Consider the following 18,082-nt stretch of genomic DNA (forward strand, 5'->3'; position numbering starts at 1 on the left):
CTATCCGGCGGACGTGTCAATAAACGGCCAGGGATTTATGAAGAAAGTGTCAAGGTGAGCCATGCAGAACAAAAAGATTCTGATTATCGAAGACGACGCCAGCGTGGCGGAGGTGCTGGAAGCCTATCTGCGCCGGGAAAACTATCTGGTCAGAGTGGCGGCGGACGGCGTGTCCGGGCTGGAGCAGGCCGAGCGCTGGCGGCCCGATCTGGTGCTGCTCGACGTTATGCTGCCTGGCCTGAACGGCACAGAGGTGCTGGCAAAGATCCGACGCGGCAGCGATGTGCCGGTTATTATGGTCACGGCGATGGGCGATACGCCGGATCGCATCGGCGCGCTGCGCTACGGAGCGGATGACTACGTGGTCAAGCCTTATCATCCCGGCGAGGTGGTGGCGCGCGTGCAGGCGGTATTACGACGCAGCCACCCTAAGCCGCCAGCGGAAGAGGTGCTGCGATGGGGCGCGCTGGAGGTCAATACCGCGGCCATGACGGTGACGGTGGAGCGAGGAGAGGGCGTGGCCAGCCTCGATATCACCCCGACAGAATTTTCCTTGCTGGCCACCCTGATGCGCGCGCCGGTGCGCGCGCTGAGCCGCCAGTATCTGCTTGAGCAGTGCCTGCCCGAAAGCGACGCGCTGGAGCGCGTCGTGGATACGCACATCTATAACCTGCGGCGCAAGCTGGAGGCGGCGGGCATCGCGGAGGTGCTGCTGAACGTGCGCGGCATCGGCTACCGGTTCCGGCAGCCATGAAAAAAACGTATCCGCAAACCCTGTGGCGCTGGCTCTGCGTACGCATTCTCACCCTGGCGATCGGCACCGTGGTGCTCATCGCGCTGTGCATGTGGCTGCGCTTCACGGCGCAGTATCTCTGGATCACCTGGCATATGCCGCCTGATGTGCTGAAAACCTTTTTGATCCTGCGTGAGAATCCGCAAATCGATCCCGCTCGCTTTCACCAGATTGTCGATAGCTGGTGGGGCATTCGCTATTCCGATCCCTCTATCGCCTCGGCCGACTGGATCACCGTCGGCATTCTGGTGCTGGTGACCATTCCGTTTATCGCCTATTTTGGCCTGCGTCACGCCCGGCCGCTTTCGGCGCAGTTCAGCCAGCTCAGACGCGCCGCGGAGAGCGTAACGGAGGGGGATTTCGGCGCGCAGGCCGCGCTCACGCCGGGCGCGCCGGCGGAGCTGGCGCATCTGGCGCAGAACTTTAACGCCATGACGCGACAGCTGGCGCGCTATGACAAAGAGCTGCGCGCCTCTCACGTCGCTATGGCGCATGAGCTGCGCTCGCCTCTGACGGCGGCGATGGTGCGGCTGCAGGCGCTGATCGACGGCGTATTCACGGCGGATCGACGGCAGCATGGGCTGATTATGGAGCAGTTAAGCTGTCTGCGCAGGCTGATTGATGAGTTGCATCTGCTTTCGCTGGCCGATGCGGGGCAGCTCAGCCTGGACACGAAACCCTGTAATCCAGCAGATCTGCTGCGCGAGCGCCTGCTGTGGATTAGGCCGCAGCTTGATGCGGCGGGCATGCGCGCGGAGACGGGGGTAACGGAGAACGCGATGCTGAATATCGATCCGTTTCGGCTGGGACAGGTATTGACCATCCTGCTGGAAAATGCGCTGCGCTATGCTGGCTCCGGCGGCAGGATAATGCTCAGCGCCCGCCGCTGCGATGAGGGATATGAAATCAGCGTTCAGGATAGCGGCCCCGGCGTGCCGCCCGCCTTTTTGCCGATCATGTTTGAGCGCTTTACGCGCGGCGAGGCGTCGCGGGCGCGTCACTCCGGAGGCAGCGGGCTGGGCCTCTCTATCGCACAGGCGATCTGCCAGGCGCACGGCGGCGCCATCGCGGCGTCGCTTCCGCCTGAAGGCGGGCTGCGGATGCGCATTCTGCTGCCCGAACGTCTCTTGACACACTCTTGATGGTTCACCGCAAGAATCTCGATAATTAAGCGGTGTAATGGCGCAAACGTTACTAAGGAACTGCGCCATGTCTGATGAACTTACCGCCCTGATCGAGCAGGGCGCCGGGCATTTGCTCGTTACCCGCCATCTCAACTGGCTGCCGCCGCTGCTGCCGGGCCTGATGCTGATGGTCGCCATGCTGACCGGCTGCGATCGGCAGCGGCCAGCCAGCGCGCCGCCGCCCCCGCGCCCGGTTAAATGCGTGACGGTCGCGCCTGCCGCCGTCACGGCGCCTCTCCTGACCGGCGACATACGCGCTCACGATGAGACCACGCTGAGCTTCAGGCTTGAGGGCAGGATCCTGACGCGCAGCGCTGAACCGGGCGCGCGATTTCGGCGCGGCGACCCCCTGGCCACGCTCGACAGCCCGCTGGCCCTTAGCCAGATGACCCGCGCGCAGGCGGACCTCGACAGCAGCCGCGCAGCCGAAAAAGTCGCCGCGCTTACGCTGCATCGCATGCGGCTGCTGATGCCGTCCGGCGCCGTTGCGCGGGCGCAGCTCGATACCGCTGCGGCGGACTGGCAGGCCGCGCTGTCGCGGCTGCAGAGCAGCGAGGCGGCGCTAAAAAATGCGCAGGGAAACCTACGCTGGCGCGCGCTGACCGCGCCCGATGATGGAATAGTGATCGGCGTCAGCGCCTCGGCAGGTCAGGTCATCAGCGCCGGAGAGGCGGTTTATAGCGTCGCCTTCGGTAGCCGTCGGGACGTGGTATTTGACGTCGCCGCGCCCGACAGCGTTTCCCGACGGCCCGGCGCGGTTTTTCAGGTCGCGCTGCTGCGTAATCCTGCCGTCGTTACCACCGGCCATTTGCGCGATGTCAGTCCGCAGGCCGATGCCCAAACGCGCAGCTGGCGGGTACGCGTCACGCTGGATAACCCGCCGTCGGACATGGTACTGGGCGCAAGCGCCACGATCGCGCTGCCAGCAGGTGAGGGCGAGCCGCTGATAAGGCTGCCGGCCGCCGCGCTGACGCGGCTGGCGGGAGAGCCGGCGGTGTTCGTGCTGGATCCGCTTCGCAGCCTGGTCCGCCGTCGCGCCGTGCGCATCGCCGGCTATGCGTCTGAGTCGGTGCTGATTCGCGCTGGCATTGCGCCGGGCGAGCGAGTCGTGACGGCTGGAGTCAGAACCCTGCGCGACGGCGAGCGGGTGACGCAGACAGAAGGAATATCTTTATGACGCCCGCCTTCAATCTTTCCGCCTGGGCGCTGCGCCGCCAGCAGCTGGTGGCGTTTCTGATGCTGCTGATCGTGGCCGCCGGCGTCGTCAGCTACCAGCAGCTTGCGCGCAACGAAGATCCCGCCTTTACCATTAAAACGGCGGTGGTCTCCGCACAGTGGCCCGGCGCGACGCTTGACGACACGGTTCATCTGCTCACCGATCCGCTAGAGAAAAAGCTGCAGGCGATCCCCATGCTCGACTACGTTCAGAGCGAAACGCGCGCCGGACGCAGCGTGATCTTCGTTAATCTGCGCGATGAGACGCCGCCGGCGCGGGTTGCCGATATCTGGTATCAGGTACGAAAAGCGATGCAGGACGTCGCGCCCGCGTTACCGCAGGGCGTGCAGGGTCCCGCCGTCAACGATGAGTTCGAGGATACGTTCGGCACAATTTACGGCTTCACCAGCGACGGCTTTAGCCTGCGAGAAGTGCGCGACCGCGTCGAGGCGATCCGCCGCGACCTGATGAGCCTGCCCGACACAGGCAAAGTGCAGCTGCTGGGCGAGCAGCAGGAACAGCTGGTGATCGCCTTTTCACCGCGCCAGCTCGCATCAATGGGGCTGGATCTACAGCAGGTTGCGGACGCCCTGCGCGCGCAGAATGTGGTGGCGCCAGCAGGGACGGTGCGCACAGCGGAAGATAATATCGCCCTGCGCGTCAGCGGCGCCTTCCGCGATGAAGCGAGCCTGCGCGCGGTGACGCTGCGCCTCAACGGGCGCTATGTGCCGCTTACCGATATCGCCACGGTGACGCGCCGGGTGGCGGAGCCTCCGGCTCCGCTGTTTCGCATCAACGGCCAGCCGGCAATCGGCCTGGCCATTTCCATGGCGCCCACCGGAAACATGCTGGCGTTCGGCCAGGCGCTGCGCGCGCGCATGCGTCAGGAGGGCGCGCAGCTGCCGCACGGCATAGAGATGACCCAGGTTGCCGATCAGTCGGCGGTGGTGAAACAGGCGGTTAGCGGATTTCTCCGCGTGCTCGCCGAAGCGGTGCTTATCGTGCTGGCCGTCTCCTTTGTTTCGCTGGGAATGCGGGCCGGCCTGGTGGTAGCGGCTGCCATTCCACTGGTGCTGGCAATGACCTTTGCCTGTATGCATCTGGCCGGTATCGGACTGCAGCGCATCTCGCTCGGCGCGCTGATTATCGCGCTGGGTCTGCTGGTCGATGACGCCATGATCGCGGTGGAAACCATGGTGGCGCGCCTCGAAGCGGGCGAGTCGCGCGCCGACGCTGCGATCGGGACCTTTAGCGCGACGGCCTGGCCGATGCTGACCGGCACGCTGGTCACTATCGCGGGTTTCATTCCGGTTGGCTTTGCAGCCTCGAGCGCCGGCGAATACTGCTACACCCTGTTTGCGGTGGTGCTTATCGCGCTGATCTGTTCGTGGATCGTGGCGGTGCTCTTCTCGCCGTTGACCGGCAGCTGGCTGCTGCCGGCCCGACTGCCGCCGCAGGCGTCAGGCCATCGCGGGCTGAGCGCGCGCTATCGTCGTCTGCTTGAGCGCATTCTCCGGCATCGGCTTATCACCCTTGCTCTCGCTCTCGCCGCGTTGTTGCTGGCGGGCGTGGGCGCCACTTTTATGCAGGGCGAATTTTTTCCGGCCTCTGATCGGCCTGAACTGCTGGTCAGCCTGGCGCTGCCGGCGAACGCCTCGCAGGCGGCGACGCTGCGTCAGACCCAGCGGCTGGAGCGCGCGCTGTCGGCCAGCCGCGATATCGATCGCTACTCCGCTTACGTCGGAAGCGGGGCGGTGCGCTTTTATCTGCCGATGGATGTTCTGCTGGAGGATGAAAACACCGCCCAGCTGGTGGTGGTGGCGAAAGACCTGGCGGCACGGGCGCGGCTTCAGCGCTATCTCGCCGCGCTGCTCGCCCGGGAATTCAGCGATATCACTACCCGCGTGTCGCCCCTTGAGCTGGGGCCGCCGGTCGGCTGGCCGGTGCGTTATCGCGTCAGCGGGCCGGATGACGGACGCGTTCAGGCGCTGGCGGAACGGCTTGCCGCCGCGCTCGGCCGCTCCTCTCTGACGCGTGAGGTAAATCAGACGGCAGGCGAGCCTGAGCGGGTGGTGACCCTGAAGGTTAACCAGACGGCCGCGCGCGCGGTAGGGCTCTCCTCAGAGCAGATCGCCAGCTATCTCAACACCATCTGGTCTGGCGCGACCATTACTCGCGTGCGCGATAATGGCCGGCTGGTTGACGTGGTGTTGCAGGGCAACGCGGCGGAGAGAAACGATCTCAGCAGCCTCCAGGCACTGATGATAACGGCGCTGACGGGCGTGAAAATCCCACTGGCGCAGGTCGCTACGCCGCAGTGGGCGCTGGAGGATCCGGTAATCTGGCGTCGCCAGCGTCTGCCGTTTATCACCGTGCAGACCGACCTGCCGCCCGGCCTGCGCGCCGAAGCGGTGTCGGCCGGCCTGGGCCCGATCCTCGACAGATTCAGAGCCAGCCTGCCGCCAGGCTACAGCATCAGCGAAGAGGGTGCCGTAGCCGAGTCGAACAAGGGCAACGGATCGGTTTTCGCCGTGCTGCCGGTCACGCTGCTTTGCATGCTGACGCTGCTGATGATCCAGCTTCAGCGCTTCTCCCGCATGCTGCTTGCGCTGCTGATGGCGCCTTTTGCCCTGCCGGGCATCGTCCTGGCGATGCTGCCGACCGGCACGCCGATGGGGTTTGTGGCGCTGCTGGGCATTATCGCGCTGGCAGGCATGATTATCCGCAATGCGGTGATACTCATCACCGAAGCGGAGAGCCAGCTAAGCGCGGGACGCCCCTGTAACGAGGCTATTGCCGCCGCCGCCCTGCACCGCGCGCGTCCCGTGCTGCTGACCGCCAGCGCAGCCATTCTGGGCATGATCCCGGTTTCGCATCAGATTTTCTGGGGCCCGATGGCGCTGGCGATTATCGGCGGGCTGATTGCAGCGACGCTGGTTACGCTCACGGTGCTGCCGGCGGCGCTCAGCCTGGTGATGCAGGCGGAAGCACGTATCAGGGCGAGGCGCTGGTCCGACAGGCATCCTTCAGCGAGCTGACACGGCCGCCAGCGAGGCGGCCGCTTTTCAGCACGACGTCAGACGCTGCCTTCGACCAGCACAAAGGTGCCGGTGGCCGCGCCTGCGCGCAGCTTTCGTGCGGCCTGATAGGCCGGGCTTTCATAGAAGCGCTTCGCCTCGGCAAAAGAGGCGAATGCGAAAATCACGTGCCGCTCATGCACCTCGCCTTCCAGATTTTCATATTGTCCGGACCAGGCGACGATTTCCGGGCTGAATTCCCGCATCGCCTCGCCGGCTGCGCTGGCGTATTCCGCGTAGGCCGCGGCGTCCGATACGGTGACGTGAGCGATTAAATAACCTTTTGCCGTCATGATAAGTACCTTCATTGATGAACAGAGTTTAAAAGCAGGGTGTAAAACCACTCTATTGACTATTAAACTGCGCATAAACAGTCGAAATAAGAACGCGCTGTTACCGGAAAAGTGAACAATGAAGAATCTTGATGCGCTAATGGTGTTTGCGCGCGTGGCGGAGATGACAAGCTTTACCCGCGCGGCGGAAAGCCTGGGTATGCAGAAAGGACGCGTATCGGCGGTGATACGCGAACTGGAGGCGGAGGTCGGCGCCACGCTGCTGCACCGCACCACGCGCAGCGTGCAGCTCACCGAGGATGGCCGCGCCTTTTATTCCCGCGCGCGGGACCTGCTGGCGGAGGCGGAAGAGTTGCAGTCGATGTTCGCGAATCAGGGCGCGCCGCTGCGTGGGCGGCTGCGCGTCGATATGCCCACCGTGCTGGCGCAGTCGGTGGTGATACCGGCCTTGCCGCAGCTGATGGCGGCGCATCCGGCGCTGGAGATTGAGCTTTCCAGCACCGATCGCCGCGTCGACCTGGTGCAGGAGGGGTTTGACTGCGTGATCCGTCTTGGCCCCGTCGCGGATGAGACGCTGATTGCCCGGCCCTTAGGCAAGCTGCGCATGATCAATGCCGCAAGCCCGGCCTATCTCGCCCGTTACGGCACGCCGCACACTCTCGAGGAGCTGGTCACTCAGCAACACAGCATGGTGCACTACGTGAGACATTTCGGCGCGAAACCCGACGGATGGGAATATCCGTCGGGCGACGGCTATAAAACGCTGATGCTGCCGGGCATGATGAAGGTGAACAGCGTGCAGACTTATCACGAGGCCGGGCTGGCGGGGATGGGACTCATCCAGGCGGGCTACTCCGCGCTGGCGCCGCATCTCGCCGCCGGCGCGCTGGTGGAGGTGCTGCCCGATCTGCGTCCCGCGCCGCTGAACGCCTTTTTCGTGGTGGCGCACCGCCGAAGCCTGTCGCAACGCGTCAGAGCCTTTATGCACTGGACGGAGGCGCTGCTCAAACCCTATTTTGACTGAGGGGTCTCCAGCGGACGCAGACCGTTGCGGCTTTCTTCAGGCCCGGCGATGCGTTTTACCTCGCCTACCAGCAGGATATAGGAGAGCGCGCCGATCAAGGCCACCGCCGCGATATAGATCAGGGCCGGGCCAAAGCCGTAATCCTGCGCCAGATAGCCAATCACCAGCGGAACGGTTATGCCGCCCAGCCCGCCGACGAAATTGAACACGCCGCCGGTCAGGCCAATCAGACGCATCGGCGCCAGCGACGATACCAGCGACCAGGTGATTGAGGCGAAGCCGTTGCCGAAAAAGGCCACCGCCATCAGCGTCATAATCCAGACGGGATCGTTGGTGTAGTTGGCGCCCATAATGCAGGTGGAGATCAGTAGTCCGCAGATAATCGGCGTTTTACGCGCCGCGCCGAGCGAATAGCCTCTCTTCACCAGTCTGTCCGCCAGCCAGCCGGAGAGCAGCACGCCAACAAAAGCGGCGAGAAAGGGCACCGTGGTCATAAAGCCCGCTTTCAGCGCGGTGATACCTTTCTCCTGTGTCAGATAATTAGGGAACCAGGTCAGGAAAAACCACAGCGTCGAGGTCACGGCGAACTGTCCCAGATAGACGCCCAGCAGCTTGCGATGAAACACCAGCTTCCAGTCGGGTTTGCTCAGCGGCTGACGCGCCTCGCGGGTGGCGGGCGCATCGCCGTCAACCAGGCCGCCGCCGCGCTGTATATAATCGAGCTCCGCTTTGCCGATACCTTTGGTAAGACGCGGCGGCTGATAAACCCTGAACCAGACCAGCGACCAGATAATGCCGATACCGCCGGTGACGATAAAGACCCAGTGCCAGCTCAGCAGCTCCTGAATCCAGATTAACAGCGGCGTCAGAAAAGCCAGGCCGACAAACTGCCCGGAGGTGAAGAAACCCACCGCGGAGGCGCGCTCCTGTTCCGGAAACCAGCTGGTGACCATGCGGTTATTGGTGGGAAAGGCGGGCGCTTCGAAGATGCCGGTTACGGCACGCAGGGCGATCAGCGATATCAGCCCGGTGGCGAAGCCCTGCAGCAGGGTCGCCACCGACCAGCCCAGAATGGCGATAAAATAGGTCAGCCGCGAACCAATGCGATCGAGAAACCAGCCGCCGGGGATCTGGCACAGGGTATAAAGCCAGGCGAATGCGGAAAAGACATAGCCCATCTCCGCTTTCGTGATGCCGAACTCCTGCTGAATATGCGCGGAAGCCACGGCCAGATTAGCCCGGTCGACGTAACAGATCACGACGGTAATAAAGATCATCAACAGCGTGAGATAACGACGTCGCCCTGGTTTTGCATTATTTACGGAAATATCCATCGCAATCTGTCTCCAGATTTTGGGCATGGCGAAGCCGTTCACCATGCCCTGTTATTTACAGAGGGTGTGTTTTCTATTTATTTATTGTCAGAGAATCCGCGACGAGCGGAGCCGGGTTAAATAATCCGCCTTACCACTCCGCGACGGAACCGTCCGCATGGCGCCACAACGGATTACGCCAGTCTGGCGCGTTTTTGCTGCGTTCGATCACCTGCTCCTCGTCGATTTCCACGCCGAGTCCCGGTTTCATTAAGGGTTTAAAGAAGCCGCCTTCCATGCTGAAGTCCGCTTTGTTTTTCACAAAGTCGAGCAGCTCCGCGCCTTGGTTGTAATGAATGCCCATGCTCTGCTCCTGGAAAACCGCGTTGCGCGAGACGAAATCGACGTGCAGACAGGCGGCAAGGGCGATCGGGCCGAGCGGGCAGTGCGGCGCGAAGGCGACGTCGTAGGCTTCCGCCATCGCGGCGATTTTTACGCACTCGGTGATGCCGCCGGCATGGGAGAGATCGGGCTGCAGAATCGCCAGTCCGCCCGCCTCGAGCACGCGTTTGAACTCAAAACGCGAAAACATGCGTTCGCCCGCCGCGATAGGGATAGCGGTTTGCGCCGCCAGCCTGGGGTAATATTCCGCCTGCTCCGCCAGTACCGGCTCCTCGATAAACAGCGGGCGGTAGGGTTCAAGCTCTTTAATCAACACCTTCGCCATCGGCGCGCTCACGCGGCCGTGAAAGTCGAGGCCGAACTCAATCTTATCGCCGAACGCATCGCGAATTTGCGCGACGGTATTCACCGCGGCGTCGACTTTGCGCGAGTCGTCGATAATGCCCAGCTCTTCGCAGCCGTTAAGCTTGAAGGTGTCAAAGCCGATTTCGCGTAACGTATGGATGCCGGCGATCACGTCCGCCGGTCGATCGCCGCCCACCCAGCTATAAGCTTTGATTTTATCCCGCACCAGGCCGCCCATCAGTTGCCATACCGGCGCGCCCAGCACCTTGCCTTTGATATCCCACAGCGCCTGATCGATGCCGGCGATGGCGCTCATCATGATCGGGCCGCCGCGGTAAAAACCGGCGCGGTACATCACCTGCCACAGATCGTTAATGCGCGCCGGATCCTGACCAATCAGGTAGTCGCCGAGTTCATGCACGGCGGCTTCGACGGTGCGCGCGCGTCCCTCGATAACGGGTTCTCCCCAGCCGACGACGCCTTCGTCGGTTTCGATTTTAAGAAACATCCAGCGCGGGGGTAAACGGTATGTGGTGAGCCGGGTTATTTTCATTTCACTGCCTCTCTGTATGCCTGAACAAATGCGGCCGCCTGCTGCGCGGTTCGCTCCACGGGCTGACCGGCGCGATAGAGATCGCTGCCGAGCCCGGCCCCTGCGCAGCCCGCCTCAAGCCACTGCGCCAGGTTTTCCGGCGTAACGCCGCCCACGGCCAGCACCGGCACGTCGTCGGGCAGCACCGCTTTTAGCGCCTTGATGTAGCCCGGGCCGAACGCGGAGGAGGGGAATATTTTTAACGCCTGCGCGCCGGCCTCCAGCGCGTTAAAGGCTTCGCTGGCCGTCGCGCAGCCAGGACAGACGATCATGCCGAGGTTTACGGCGTGGCGGATTAGCGCCGGCTGAATATTCGGCGTCACGATAAGCTTGCTGCCCATCTCCGCCAGCCTGTCCACCTGTTCGGTTTTCAACACCGTTCCGGCGCCTATCAACGCCCTGTCGCCGTAAGCCTCAAGGATCAGTGGGATGCTGAGCTCCCACTGCGGCGAATTGAGCGGAATTTCCACCGCATCGAAACCCGCGTCGATAACGGCGCCGACGTGCGCCACGACCTCGTCTGGCGTGACGCCGCGCAGAATCGCGATAAGGGGAAGTTCAGTTTGCCATTGCATTAACGATGCTCCTTATGCCTGCCTGAAAGGCGGTATCGCCGGCTATTACGCTGGCCTGCTGGCCAGCGGCGGCCAGCGCCTGTTGATATCGGCGGGTCAGCGATTCTCCGCCGACGAGGGCGATCGGCTGATGACCAAAGCGTTCGCGCATCGTGGCGACCTCCGCACCAATCAGCAGACCGGATAAAAATTCGCTGACCTCTTCAGGGGCCAGGCTGCCGAGGATATGCGCGGCGCGGATCTCGAAGAGCTGCGCCAGCAGCGCCGGTGTCGCAATTCCGCGCGCCAGTCCGGCGTCAAACGCTGTCTGCGACGGCTGCTGTTCAGGCAAACCGGCGCCAAGTAGCGAGTGGCGCAGCAGCAGCGCGTGAAGTTCGCCGGTCATCACGGTGTGAAAGTCGAGAATACGTTCGTTGTCGATCTGCACCCACTTACAGTGGGTGCCCGGCATCACGTAAACGGGCGAGGGCGCCAGCGCGTGGGCGCCGAGCAATTGCGTCTCTTCGCCGCGCATCACGTTATGGTGATCCTCGCGGCTGACGCACATACCGGGCACGATCCAGACGTTCTCGGCGACGGGCGTCAGCTGCTCGCCGATGGCTGATAAGCGGGCAGGCAGCGGCAGATAGGGCACGCTTTTCCAGCCCACGTTGCTCCCTACCATCCCGGCCATCAACACCGGCGTCGCGCCGTCGCGCCACCCCTGCGTGATCTCGTCTAATACCGCCTGCGGGCGCTTCCCGTTCAGCCGGGTGACGCCCGCTTCTGACTCTCTGCTTTCCTGACAGCGTTCGTTGTCGAAAAGCCAGGCGCGCAAATTGGTGGAGCCCCAGTCAACGGCGATATAGCGAGATCTCATGTAATGTCCTTTAACCTGTGTGTCGAGCTGGCGATCATGGTGTACGCCGCCTGCTCTGCCGCATCGCCGTTCTGCAGCCGTATGGCGTCGAACAGCGCTTTATGTTCGCTTAGCGTTTTCGGCATATTGGCCTCGTCGCCCTGCCAGGTACGCTCGAAGACGGCGCGCTGGAGGGAGCTGATCGCCACGCTAAGCTGTTCCAGCACCGGGTTGTGCACCGCGCGCAGCACCGCTTCGTGATAGCGAATGTCCGCTTCGTTAAAGGCGTCCCGGTCCTGGTTGTTGGCGATCATGTCGTTGAGCGCCGATTCAATCTGCGCCAGATCCTGCGACGTCGCGCGCTCCGCCGCCCAGCGGGCGATGGCCGGTTCAACCAGATTGCGCACTTCGCTCATGGCCGCAATCAGGCGCGGATCGTCGTCGTTTTCCAGCACCCACTGCAGTACGTCCGAGTCCAGGTAGTTCCACTGATTGCGCGGCGTGACGAAGGCGCCGTAATAACGCTTTATTTCAATAAGCCGCTTCGCCGTCAGCGAACGGAACACCTCGCGGATGATATTGCGCGAGGTGGCGAATTCGTCACACAGCTCCGCCTCGGCCGGCAGCGGCGCGCCGGGCAGATATTTTCCGCTGACGATCTGCTGGCCCAGCGTAATCACGATACGGTCGGTTTTGTTGAGGGTCATAGAAGCTCCTTGTGCCTGCCTGTTTGCTTCTACTTTACCCTGAACGCTCAGTTTCGCCTCATATTTGAAGTACAAAGTAGAGGTAAGCAGCTATCAGTGTGGCGTCATTGTAGTACGATAAATAATATGTGTACTACAATGTGGATCACAAAACAGCCATATTGATAATGGTGTTTGTCGTCAGCGCGTTGCGCAAAATGTGATCAACTAAAGAGAAAGATGTTTTGTAATCGATTACTTTTTTAGCGGGCATTAATTGTAATCGATTACTTTTCTCTGCGAGGCTGCTATGGTTTCTTATACGCAAAGTAATGATAACGCCGTAGCGGCGCAGCGCATGCTGGTGCCGCGGCTGTCGCTGATGATGTTTCTGCAGTTCTTTATCTGGGGCAGCTGGTCGGTGACGCTCGGGCTGGTGATGACGCAGCACAATATGTCGCTGCTGATTGGCGATGCCTTCTCCGCCGGGCCAATCGCGTCGATACTGTCGCCCTTTGTGCTGGGCATGCTGGTGGATCGCTTCTTCCCGTCGCAGAAGGTGCTGGCAGTGATGCATCTGGCGGGCGCGGTAATTCTGTGGTTCGTGCCGCAGGCGGTGGTGGCGGAAAACGGCGGCCTGCTGATCGCCTTACTGTTCGGCTACACCCTGTGCTACATGCCGACGCTGGCGCTGACCAACAATATCGCCTTTCACAGCCTGGCGAGCAGCGAGAAAAGTTTCCCGGTGGTGCGGGTATTCGGCACCATCGGCTGGATCGTGGCGGGAATTTTTATCGGCGTTGTCGGCATAGCCTCCAGCGTCGCTATCTTTACGCTGGCGGCCATTAGCTCGGTCGCGCTGGCGATCTACAGCCTGACGCTGCCGCATACGCCAGCGCCGGCGAAAGGATCGCCTTTTCACCTGCGCGATCTCTTCTGCGCTGACGCCTTCGCGCTGCTGAAAATCCGCCACTTTTTTATTTTTTCGCTCTGCGCCACCCTGATCTCTGTCCCGCTAGGTACCTATTACGCCTTTACCGCCTCCTGGCTGGCCGACGCCGGGGTGAAAAACGTCAGTACCCTGATGTCGTTTGGTCAGATGTCGGAAATCTTTTTTATGCTGGTGATCCCGCTGCTGTTCCGTCGCCTCGGCGTGAAAATCATGCTGCTGGTGGGCATGGCCGCCTGGTTTGTACGCTATGCGCTGTTCGCCATGGGCATGGGCGAAGAGGGTCGCGCCCTGATCTGGCTGGGCATCTTGCTGCACGGCGTCTGTTACGACTTTTTCTTTGTGGTCGGCTTTATCTATACCGACCGCATCGCGGGCGAGAAAGTAAAAGGGCAGGCGCAGAGCATGATCGTGATGTTTACCTACGGCATCGGCATGCTGCTGGGGTCGCAAATCTCCGGCGCGCTCTATAACCATCTGGTAGCCGGCCAGGTTTCCGCCGCCAGCTGGGCGCTGTTCTGGTGGATCCCGGCGATTGCCGCCGCGGCGATCGCTGTGCTGTTCCTGTTCACTTTTAAGTATCGCGACTGAGCTGTTTTTATGGGAGGTGATTTTTGAAAACGTTGAAAGGTCCGGGCATTTTTCTTTCGCAGTTTATCGGGCTGCAGGCGCCGTTTAATTCGCTGGAGGGGCTGGCGCAATGGGCAGCGTCGCTCGGCTATAAAGCTCTGCAGATCCCCTGCAATCATCCTGGGATATTCGATCTGCAGCGTGCCGCCAGCAGCCAGACCTACTGCGACGAGGTGCGCGGATTGCTGCAGGAGAAGGGGCTATGCATCAGCGAACTCTCAACGCATCTGGAGGGACAGCTGGTAGCGGTGCATCCGGCGCACGACGCCACCTTCGACAACTTCGCGCCGGCAAGCGTGCGCGGCAAGCGCGAGGCGCGCACCGCCTGGGCGACAGAGCAGGTGGCGCTGGCGGCGGCCGCTTCGCAAAACCTCGGGCTGCGCGCCCATGCGACTTTCTCCGGTTCGCTCGCCTGGCCCTATATCTATCCCTGGCCGCCGCACAATCCGCAGCTGTTCGAGGAGGCGTTCGCCGAGCTGGCGTGCCGCTGGCAGCCCCTGCTCGACATCTACGATCGCCACGGCGTTGACCTCTGCTATGAGCTGCATCCCGGCGAGGATCTGCATGATGGCGTGACCTTTGAGCGCTTCCTGGAGAAGGTTGATCATCATCCGCGCTGCAATATTCTCTTTGACCCCAGCCATCTGCACCTTCAGCACATCGATTACCTGCAGTTTATCGATATCTATCACGCGCGCATCAAAGCCTTTCACGTTAAAGATGCCGAGTACTTGCCGAACGGCCGCAGCGGCGTCTACGGCGGCTATCAGAAATGGATCGACCGCGCCGGACGCTTTCGCTCGCCAGGCGACGGCCAGATTGACTTTAAGGGCATTTTCAGCAGGCTGGCGCAGTACAACTATGATGGCTGGGCGGTGCTGGAGTGGGAGTGCTGCCTGAAAGAGGCGGAGACCGGCGCACGCGAGGGCGCGGAGTTTATTCGCCGCCACATTATTCCGGTGGCGGAGCATGCCTTTGATGACTTCGCTGCCCGACAGAGCAGCGCCAGCGTGCGCGCCGCGCTTGGCCTGCCGGAGTGATACTGGCCTGACCGGCAGCAGCGGCAGTGAGGTTGCGCTCTGGCTCACCGGCGCGTACAGGCGCGCCTTGCTGCTGCACGACAGCGGCCGATTTGCACTAACGTCTTGTCTCGCGGGGGATTATGATAGCCAGCAGACCAGAAACCGACCCAGGAAGTCATCCCACCATGTCCATTCAAAAAATCGCGAAGCTGGCCGGCGTCTCCGTTGCCACGGTCTCTCGCGTCATTAACAACAGCGACAGCGTCAAGGAAATCAACCGGGATAAAGTGCTAAAGGCGATTGAAGCCAGCAACTATCAACCTAATCTGCTGGCGCGGCAGCTTCGCACCGCGCGCAGCTCGATGGTGCTGGTGCTGGTTTCCGATATTTCCAACCCGTTTTGCGCGGAAATCGTCAAGGGGATAGAGGCGCAGGCAGAGCAGAACGGCTATCGCATTCTGCTGTGCAACTCCGGTGCCGATATCAATCGCTCACGCTCCAGCCTGCAGCTGCTGGCGGGGAAAATGGTGGAGGGCGTGATTACCATGGACGCCTTCACCCGGCTGCCGGAGCTGACGCAGCTGATCGGCGATATGCCCTGGGTGCAGTGCGCGGAGTATGCTGACGCTGGCGATATCTCCTGCGTAGGGATCAACGATACCGACGCGGCGCGCCAGCTGGTCGCCCATCTGGCCGACGGCGGCCGTCGTCATATCGCCCTGATTAACCACGATCTCAGCTACAAATATGCCCAGCTGCGCCAGCAGGGCTATCAGCAGGAGCTGGAGAGCCGGGGTTTGAGCTGGCAGGCGATCGGCTACGCCAGCGATCTGAGCTTTAGCGCCGGCAAACAGGCGATGCAGGCGCTGCTGAGGCGCAACATCCGGCCCGACGCGGTGTTTGCCGTATCAGATACGCTGGCGGCTGGCGCGATGTCCGCCATCGAGTCGGCGGGTCTGCGCATTCCGCAAGATATTGCCGTGGCCGGTTTTGACGGCACCGAACTCGCTGAAATCGTTTCGCCGGCGCTCACCACCGTCGCTCAGCCGTCGCGCGAGATTGGCCGCACGGCCTTTGACCTGCTGCTGAAGAAAATAGCCGATCCGCAGGCGCCCACGGAACGGGTAATGATGGCATGGCGGCTAATTTTGCGCGCCAGCGCCTGAGGCAAACCCGTGCGCCGTTTATGTTAATTTATTAATAGCGTATTAATGCCTTACATATTCAGCGGGCGGATTTCTCTCATCCATACATTTTTATTGATTAAAGTCAGCTAATTATCAGGTCTGAAAATATCAGCGCAGGCTGTTTAAGACTGGTTTAATTTTTACGCGCCAGGATTGCAGGCGAAATTAACACTTTTTGATTCTGTTTAACAAAAGGAGCATGGTCATGCTGATTAAAAAGGCAGCGGTTAGTTTAATTATGCTGGCGGCAGCGTCAACGCTTTCAGCCTGCGCGGGACGCTATATTATTTCCACGAATGACGGACATATGATTAATGCGAAAGGTAAGCCCGTCATTGATAAAGAAACAGGCATGATCTCCTATGAAGATGCCAGCGGAAATATGCACCAGCTACAGAAGCATGATGTAAAAGAGATCGTAGAAGAATAATGACGCGGCGTCTTTACAGTGCCGCACCTTAAACCCTCTCGCAAGAGAGTCTTTCGAGACGTAAGCGAATAACGTTGCGTTTTGCCGCAGCAGGTTCAGGTTTTATATTGAATCAGGGTTGAAAGTAGTAATGAAAAAAATGATTTTGCTGATATTGCTTCTCTTGCTGACAAGCTGCGCAGAATATAAATGGGTAAAGCAGGGGGCAAGCGACCGCGATGAGACAGTGGTTGAAACCGCCTGCGAGGCTCAGGCGCTGCGCGACTTGCCGCCGGATAACGTCGTGAGCGGCAAGTCCGTATCCCATGATAAAAAACATGACGAATCTGACGTTAGCTATACCGTAAGCGATTCCAATCAGTATCAAAGAGAGGTTTTAGTTAAAGACTGTATGTACAAACAAGGCTGGAGCCAGATCGAGGTTCAGCACTAATTGATCGCCATTCCGATGCCTGCCGTGGCGCGCCGTTCAGGCATGGCAGACTGAATGTATCTTTATCATCCTGCAGGGACAGGCGAGCGCCAGCGCCTCCCAGCGGCTGATTTCTTCTGAAAAACGGAGGTAAACACGTGTCTAAAACCGCTAAAGCGATACTTCTCTCAGCCGCTATGCTCGTCACCGGCAGCGGCATCGCATCGGAAAGTACGCCTGATATTACCGTTTTTGCTTCGAAGGATGCGCAGGGCAGCGTCTGGAACAGCGTGACGGATAAAGCGCAGTACCAGGTTTCCTACAAAGTGACGATCAATAACAATGGGAAGCAGGCGTTTACGCCGGGAAAAAATAATAAGATGTGCCTGTTTCTCTTCGATAGTCAGGGACATCAGTTGATGAGCAACGGTATCCAGCTTGAACTGCTTTCGCCTTATAAAGGAGGAGAGTCGCGTTATGGCACCGTGATGTTTACCAGCGATAACGATGCGCTGTTTGATCTGCCTTTTGTGAAGCTCGCGACGGGGGAGAAATGCCTTACCGCGGCGGTGAAACGCTGACAATAATGGCAGGTCATGGGCAAAAAAAATCCCGCTTCGTGAGTCGTTGGCGACCGGTAGGTTGAAGCGGGAGAGCCATAATGGCTGACACCAGGGAAAGGCATAACACATACTCCTTACAGATTAATCTAACAATTTTATTTCGCTAACTAATTATTTGGCGATAGCTACTGGCGTTGATCTAAGTCAAAACCGGACGTAAATAATTATCAAACGAAATGCTGTTTATTTAATGCGTTTATTTATTATTCGTATTGGTGCTGCAATATTATCGTCAGCTCTTTCAGACGGGGCGAGTATTAAAATATCGGTCTTGATCAAAAATCAGAGGAAATAAAATGTTTAAGCAATTGATCGCGAGTCTGACAATAATGATGGGATGTACCGCAGTGTCGGGCTGCGTAATGGCTGACGGAGGTGGGCATCGTCACTATGCACCCGCCTCTGATAAACATCATCGCAGCGCGCCCAGCGCTTCGCACCATATGGGGCCGCCGCCCGCGCAAGACAGCGCTTTTCAACATATGGGCCCG

The 18,082-nt window shown here is 60.4% G+C and carries 17 protein-coding genes; 11 read left to right on the forward strand and 6 right to left on the reverse strand.

Annotation, left to right across the window (positions count from 1 at the left end; genetic code table 11):
* Positions 1 to 61: 61 nt before the first annotated feature.
* From JS46_RS01180 to JS46_RS01195, 4 genes are all read left to right on the forward strand, one after another.
* Positions 62 to 754 (forward strand): response regulator transcription factor, encoded by a 693-nt coding sequence (locus JS46_RS01180; RefSeq protein ID WP_033746998.1) that lies wholly within the window; start codon positions 62 to 64, stop codon positions 752 to 754.
* Entirely contained in the window at positions 751 to 1,935 is a 1,185-nt protein-coding gene (locus JS46_RS01185; RefSeq protein ID WP_033747001.1) for a cell wall metabolism sensor histidine kinase WalK, read from the forward strand. Before JS46_RS01180 ends, JS46_RS01185 begins: the two co-directional genes overlap by 4 nt.
* A 67-nt stretch (positions 1,936 to 2,002) precedes the next feature.
* Positions 2,003 to 3,154, forward strand: a complete 1,152-nt coding sequence (locus JS46_RS01190; protein ID WP_033747003.1) for an efflux RND transporter periplasmic adaptor subunit — start codon at positions 2,003 to 2,005, stop codon at positions 3,152 to 3,154.
* Entirely contained in the window at positions 3,151 to 6,231 is a 3,081-nt protein-coding gene (locus JS46_RS01195; protein WP_033747006.1) for an efflux RND transporter permease subunit, read from the forward strand. The genes JS46_RS01190 and JS46_RS01195 overlap by 4 nt, the downstream gene beginning before the upstream one ends.
* 38 nt (positions 6,232 to 6,269) lie before the next feature.
* Here the strand turns inward: JS46_RS01195 and JS46_RS01200 are convergent, their stop codons facing one another.
* Positions 6,270 to 6,563: a DUF1330 domain-containing protein gene (locus JS46_RS01200; protein ID WP_033747008.1), complete on the reverse strand. Its 294-nt coding sequence runs from the start codon at positions 6,561 to 6,563 to the stop codon at positions 6,270 to 6,272.
* A gap of 118 nt (positions 6,564 to 6,681) precedes the next feature.
* On the opposite strand from JS46_RS01200, the gene JS46_RS01205 reads away from it, so the two are divergent.
* Positions 6,682 to 7,587 (forward strand): LysR substrate-binding domain-containing protein, encoded by a 906-nt coding sequence (locus JS46_RS01205; protein ID WP_033747010.1) that lies wholly within the window; start codon positions 6,682 to 6,684, stop codon positions 7,585 to 7,587.
* Here JS46_RS01205 and JS46_RS01210 read toward each other — a convergent pair.
* The 5 genes from JS46_RS01210 to dgoR all read right to left on the reverse strand — a co-directional run bounded on the left by JS46_RS01210 (position 7,575) and on the right by dgoR (position 12,359).
* A complete protein-coding gene (locus JS46_RS01210) occupies positions 7,575 to 8,966 on the reverse strand; it encodes an MFS transporter (RefSeq protein WP_152560653.1) in 1,392 nt (463 codons plus the stop codon). The two genes, JS46_RS01205 and JS46_RS01210, sit on opposite strands and share 13 nt — an antisense overlap.
* Positions 8,967 to 9,051: 85 nt before the next feature.
* A complete protein-coding gene (dgoD, locus tag JS46_RS01215; RefSeq protein ID WP_033747013.1) occupies positions 9,052 to 10,200 on the reverse strand; it encodes a galactonate dehydratase in 1,149 nt (382 codons plus the stop codon).
* Positions 10,197 to 10,814 (reverse strand): 2-dehydro-3-deoxy-6-phosphogalactonate aldolase, encoded by a 618-nt coding sequence (locus JS46_RS01220; RefSeq protein WP_033747015.1) that lies wholly within the window; start codon positions 10,812 to 10,814, stop codon positions 10,197 to 10,199. The genes dgoD and JS46_RS01220 overlap by 4 nt, the downstream gene beginning before the upstream one ends.
* Complete coding sequence (locus JS46_RS01225; protein WP_033747018.1) at positions 10,798 to 11,673, reverse strand: 2-dehydro-3-deoxygalactonokinase; 876 nt, start codon at positions 11,671 to 11,673, stop codon at positions 10,798 to 10,800. The genes JS46_RS01220 and JS46_RS01225 overlap by 17 nt, the downstream gene beginning before the upstream one ends.
* On the reverse strand, positions 11,670 to 12,359 hold the full coding sequence (gene dgoR / locus JS46_RS01230) for a D-galactonate utilization transcriptional regulator DgoR (RefSeq protein WP_033747020.1): 690 nt from the start codon (positions 12,357 to 12,359) through the stop codon (positions 11,670 to 11,672). Before dgoR ends, JS46_RS01225 begins: the two co-directional genes overlap by 4 nt.
* Before the next feature lie 289 nt (positions 12,360 to 12,648).
* On the opposite strand from dgoR, the gene JS46_RS01235 reads away from it, so the two are divergent.
* From JS46_RS01235 to JS46_RS01260, 6 genes are all read left to right on the forward strand, one after another.
* Positions 12,649 to 13,878 carry an MFS transporter gene (locus JS46_RS01235; protein ID WP_033747022.1) on the forward strand — a complete coding sequence of 410 codons (1,230 nt, stop codon included), beginning with the start codon at positions 12,649 to 12,651 and terminating at the stop codon, positions 13,876 to 13,878.
* 23 nt (positions 13,879 to 13,901) lie between these two features.
* On the forward strand, positions 13,902 to 14,957 hold the full coding sequence (locus tag JS46_RS01240; RefSeq protein WP_033747024.1) for a sugar phosphate isomerase/epimerase: 1,056 nt from the start codon (positions 13,902 to 13,904) through the stop codon (positions 14,955 to 14,957).
* A 167-nt stretch (positions 14,958 to 15,124) separates the two neighbouring features.
* On the forward strand, positions 15,125 to 16,105 hold the full coding sequence (locus tag JS46_RS01245) for a LacI family DNA-binding transcriptional regulator (RefSeq protein ID WP_033747026.1): 981 nt from the start codon (positions 15,125 to 15,127) through the stop codon (positions 16,103 to 16,105).
* 226 nt (positions 16,106 to 16,331) lie between these two features.
* Positions 16,332 to 16,556, forward strand: a complete 225-nt coding sequence (locus JS46_RS01250; protein WP_081876024.1) for a YgdI/YgdR family lipoprotein — start codon at positions 16,332 to 16,334, stop codon at positions 16,554 to 16,556.
* 130 nt (positions 16,557 to 16,686) lie between these two features.
* Positions 16,687 to 16,989 (forward strand): hypothetical protein, encoded by a 303-nt coding sequence (locus JS46_RS01255; RefSeq protein ID WP_033747029.1) that lies wholly within the window; start codon positions 16,687 to 16,689, stop codon positions 16,987 to 16,989.
* Positions 16,990 to 17,126: 137 nt separating this feature from the next.
* A complete protein-coding gene (locus JS46_RS01260) occupies positions 17,127 to 17,549 on the forward strand; it encodes a DUF4354 family protein (RefSeq protein WP_235212955.1) in 423 nt (140 codons plus the stop codon).
* Positions 17,550 to 18,082: the final 533 nt, after the last annotated feature.

It is taken from the genome of Pantoea sp. NGS-ED-1003 (assembly GCF_000738765.1).
GTDB lineage: Bacteria > Pseudomonadota > Gammaproteobacteria > Enterobacterales > Enterobacteriaceae > Pantoea > Pantoea septica.

Coding starts and splice junctions, on each gene's coding strand:
- JS46_RS01225 (WP_033747018.1), bottom strand. CDS start 11,673: ATGAGATCTCGCTATATCGCCGTTGACTGGGGCTCCACCAATTTGCGC.
- JS46_RS01235 (WP_033747022.1), top strand. CDS start 12,649: ATGGTTTCTTATACGCAAAGTAATGATAACGCCGTAGCGGCGCAGCGC.
- JS46_RS01250 (WP_081876024.1), top strand. CDS start 16,332: ATGCTGATTAAAAAGGCAGCGGTTAGTTTAATTATGCTGGCGGCAGCG.
- JS46_RS01180 (WP_033746998.1), top strand. CDS start 62: ATGCAGAACAAAAAGATTCTGATTATCGAAGACGACGCCAGCGTGGCG.
- JS46_RS01210 (WP_152560653.1), bottom strand. CDS start 8,966: ATGGTGAACGGCTTCGCCATGCCCAAAATCTGGAGACAGATTGCGATG.
- JS46_RS01195 (WP_033747006.1), top strand. CDS start 3,151: ATGACGCCCGCCTTCAATCTTTCCGCCTGGGCGCTGCGCCGCCAGCAG.
- JS46_RS01255 (WP_033747029.1), top strand. CDS start 16,687: ATGAAAAAAATGATTTTGCTGATATTGCTTCTCTTGCTGACAAGCTGC.
- JS46_RS01220 (WP_033747015.1), bottom strand. CDS start 10,814: ATGCAATGGCAAACTGAACTTCCCCTTATCGCGATTCTGCGCGGCGTC.
- dgoD (WP_033747013.1), bottom strand. CDS start 10,200: ATGAAAATAACCCGGCTCACCACATACCGTTTACCCCCGCGCTGGATG.
- dgoR (WP_033747020.1), bottom strand. CDS start 12,359: ATGACCCTCAACAAAACCGACCGTATCGTGATTACGCTGGGCCAGCAG.
- JS46_RS01205 (WP_033747010.1), top strand. CDS start 6,682: ATGAAGAATCTTGATGCGCTAATGGTGTTTGCGCGCGTGGCGGAGATG.
- JS46_RS01245 (WP_033747026.1), top strand. CDS start 15,125: ATGTCCATTCAAAAAATCGCGAAGCTGGCCGGCGTCTCCGTTGCCACG.
- JS46_RS01200 (WP_033747008.1), bottom strand. CDS start 6,563: ATGACGGCAAAAGGTTATTTAATCGCTCACGTCACCGTATCGGACGCC.
- JS46_RS01185 (WP_033747001.1), top strand. CDS start 751: ATGAAAAAAACGTATCCGCAAACCCTGTGGCGCTGGCTCTGCGTACGC.
- JS46_RS01190 (WP_033747003.1), top strand. CDS start 2,003: ATGTCTGATGAACTTACCGCCCTGATCGAGCAGGGCGCCGGGCATTTG.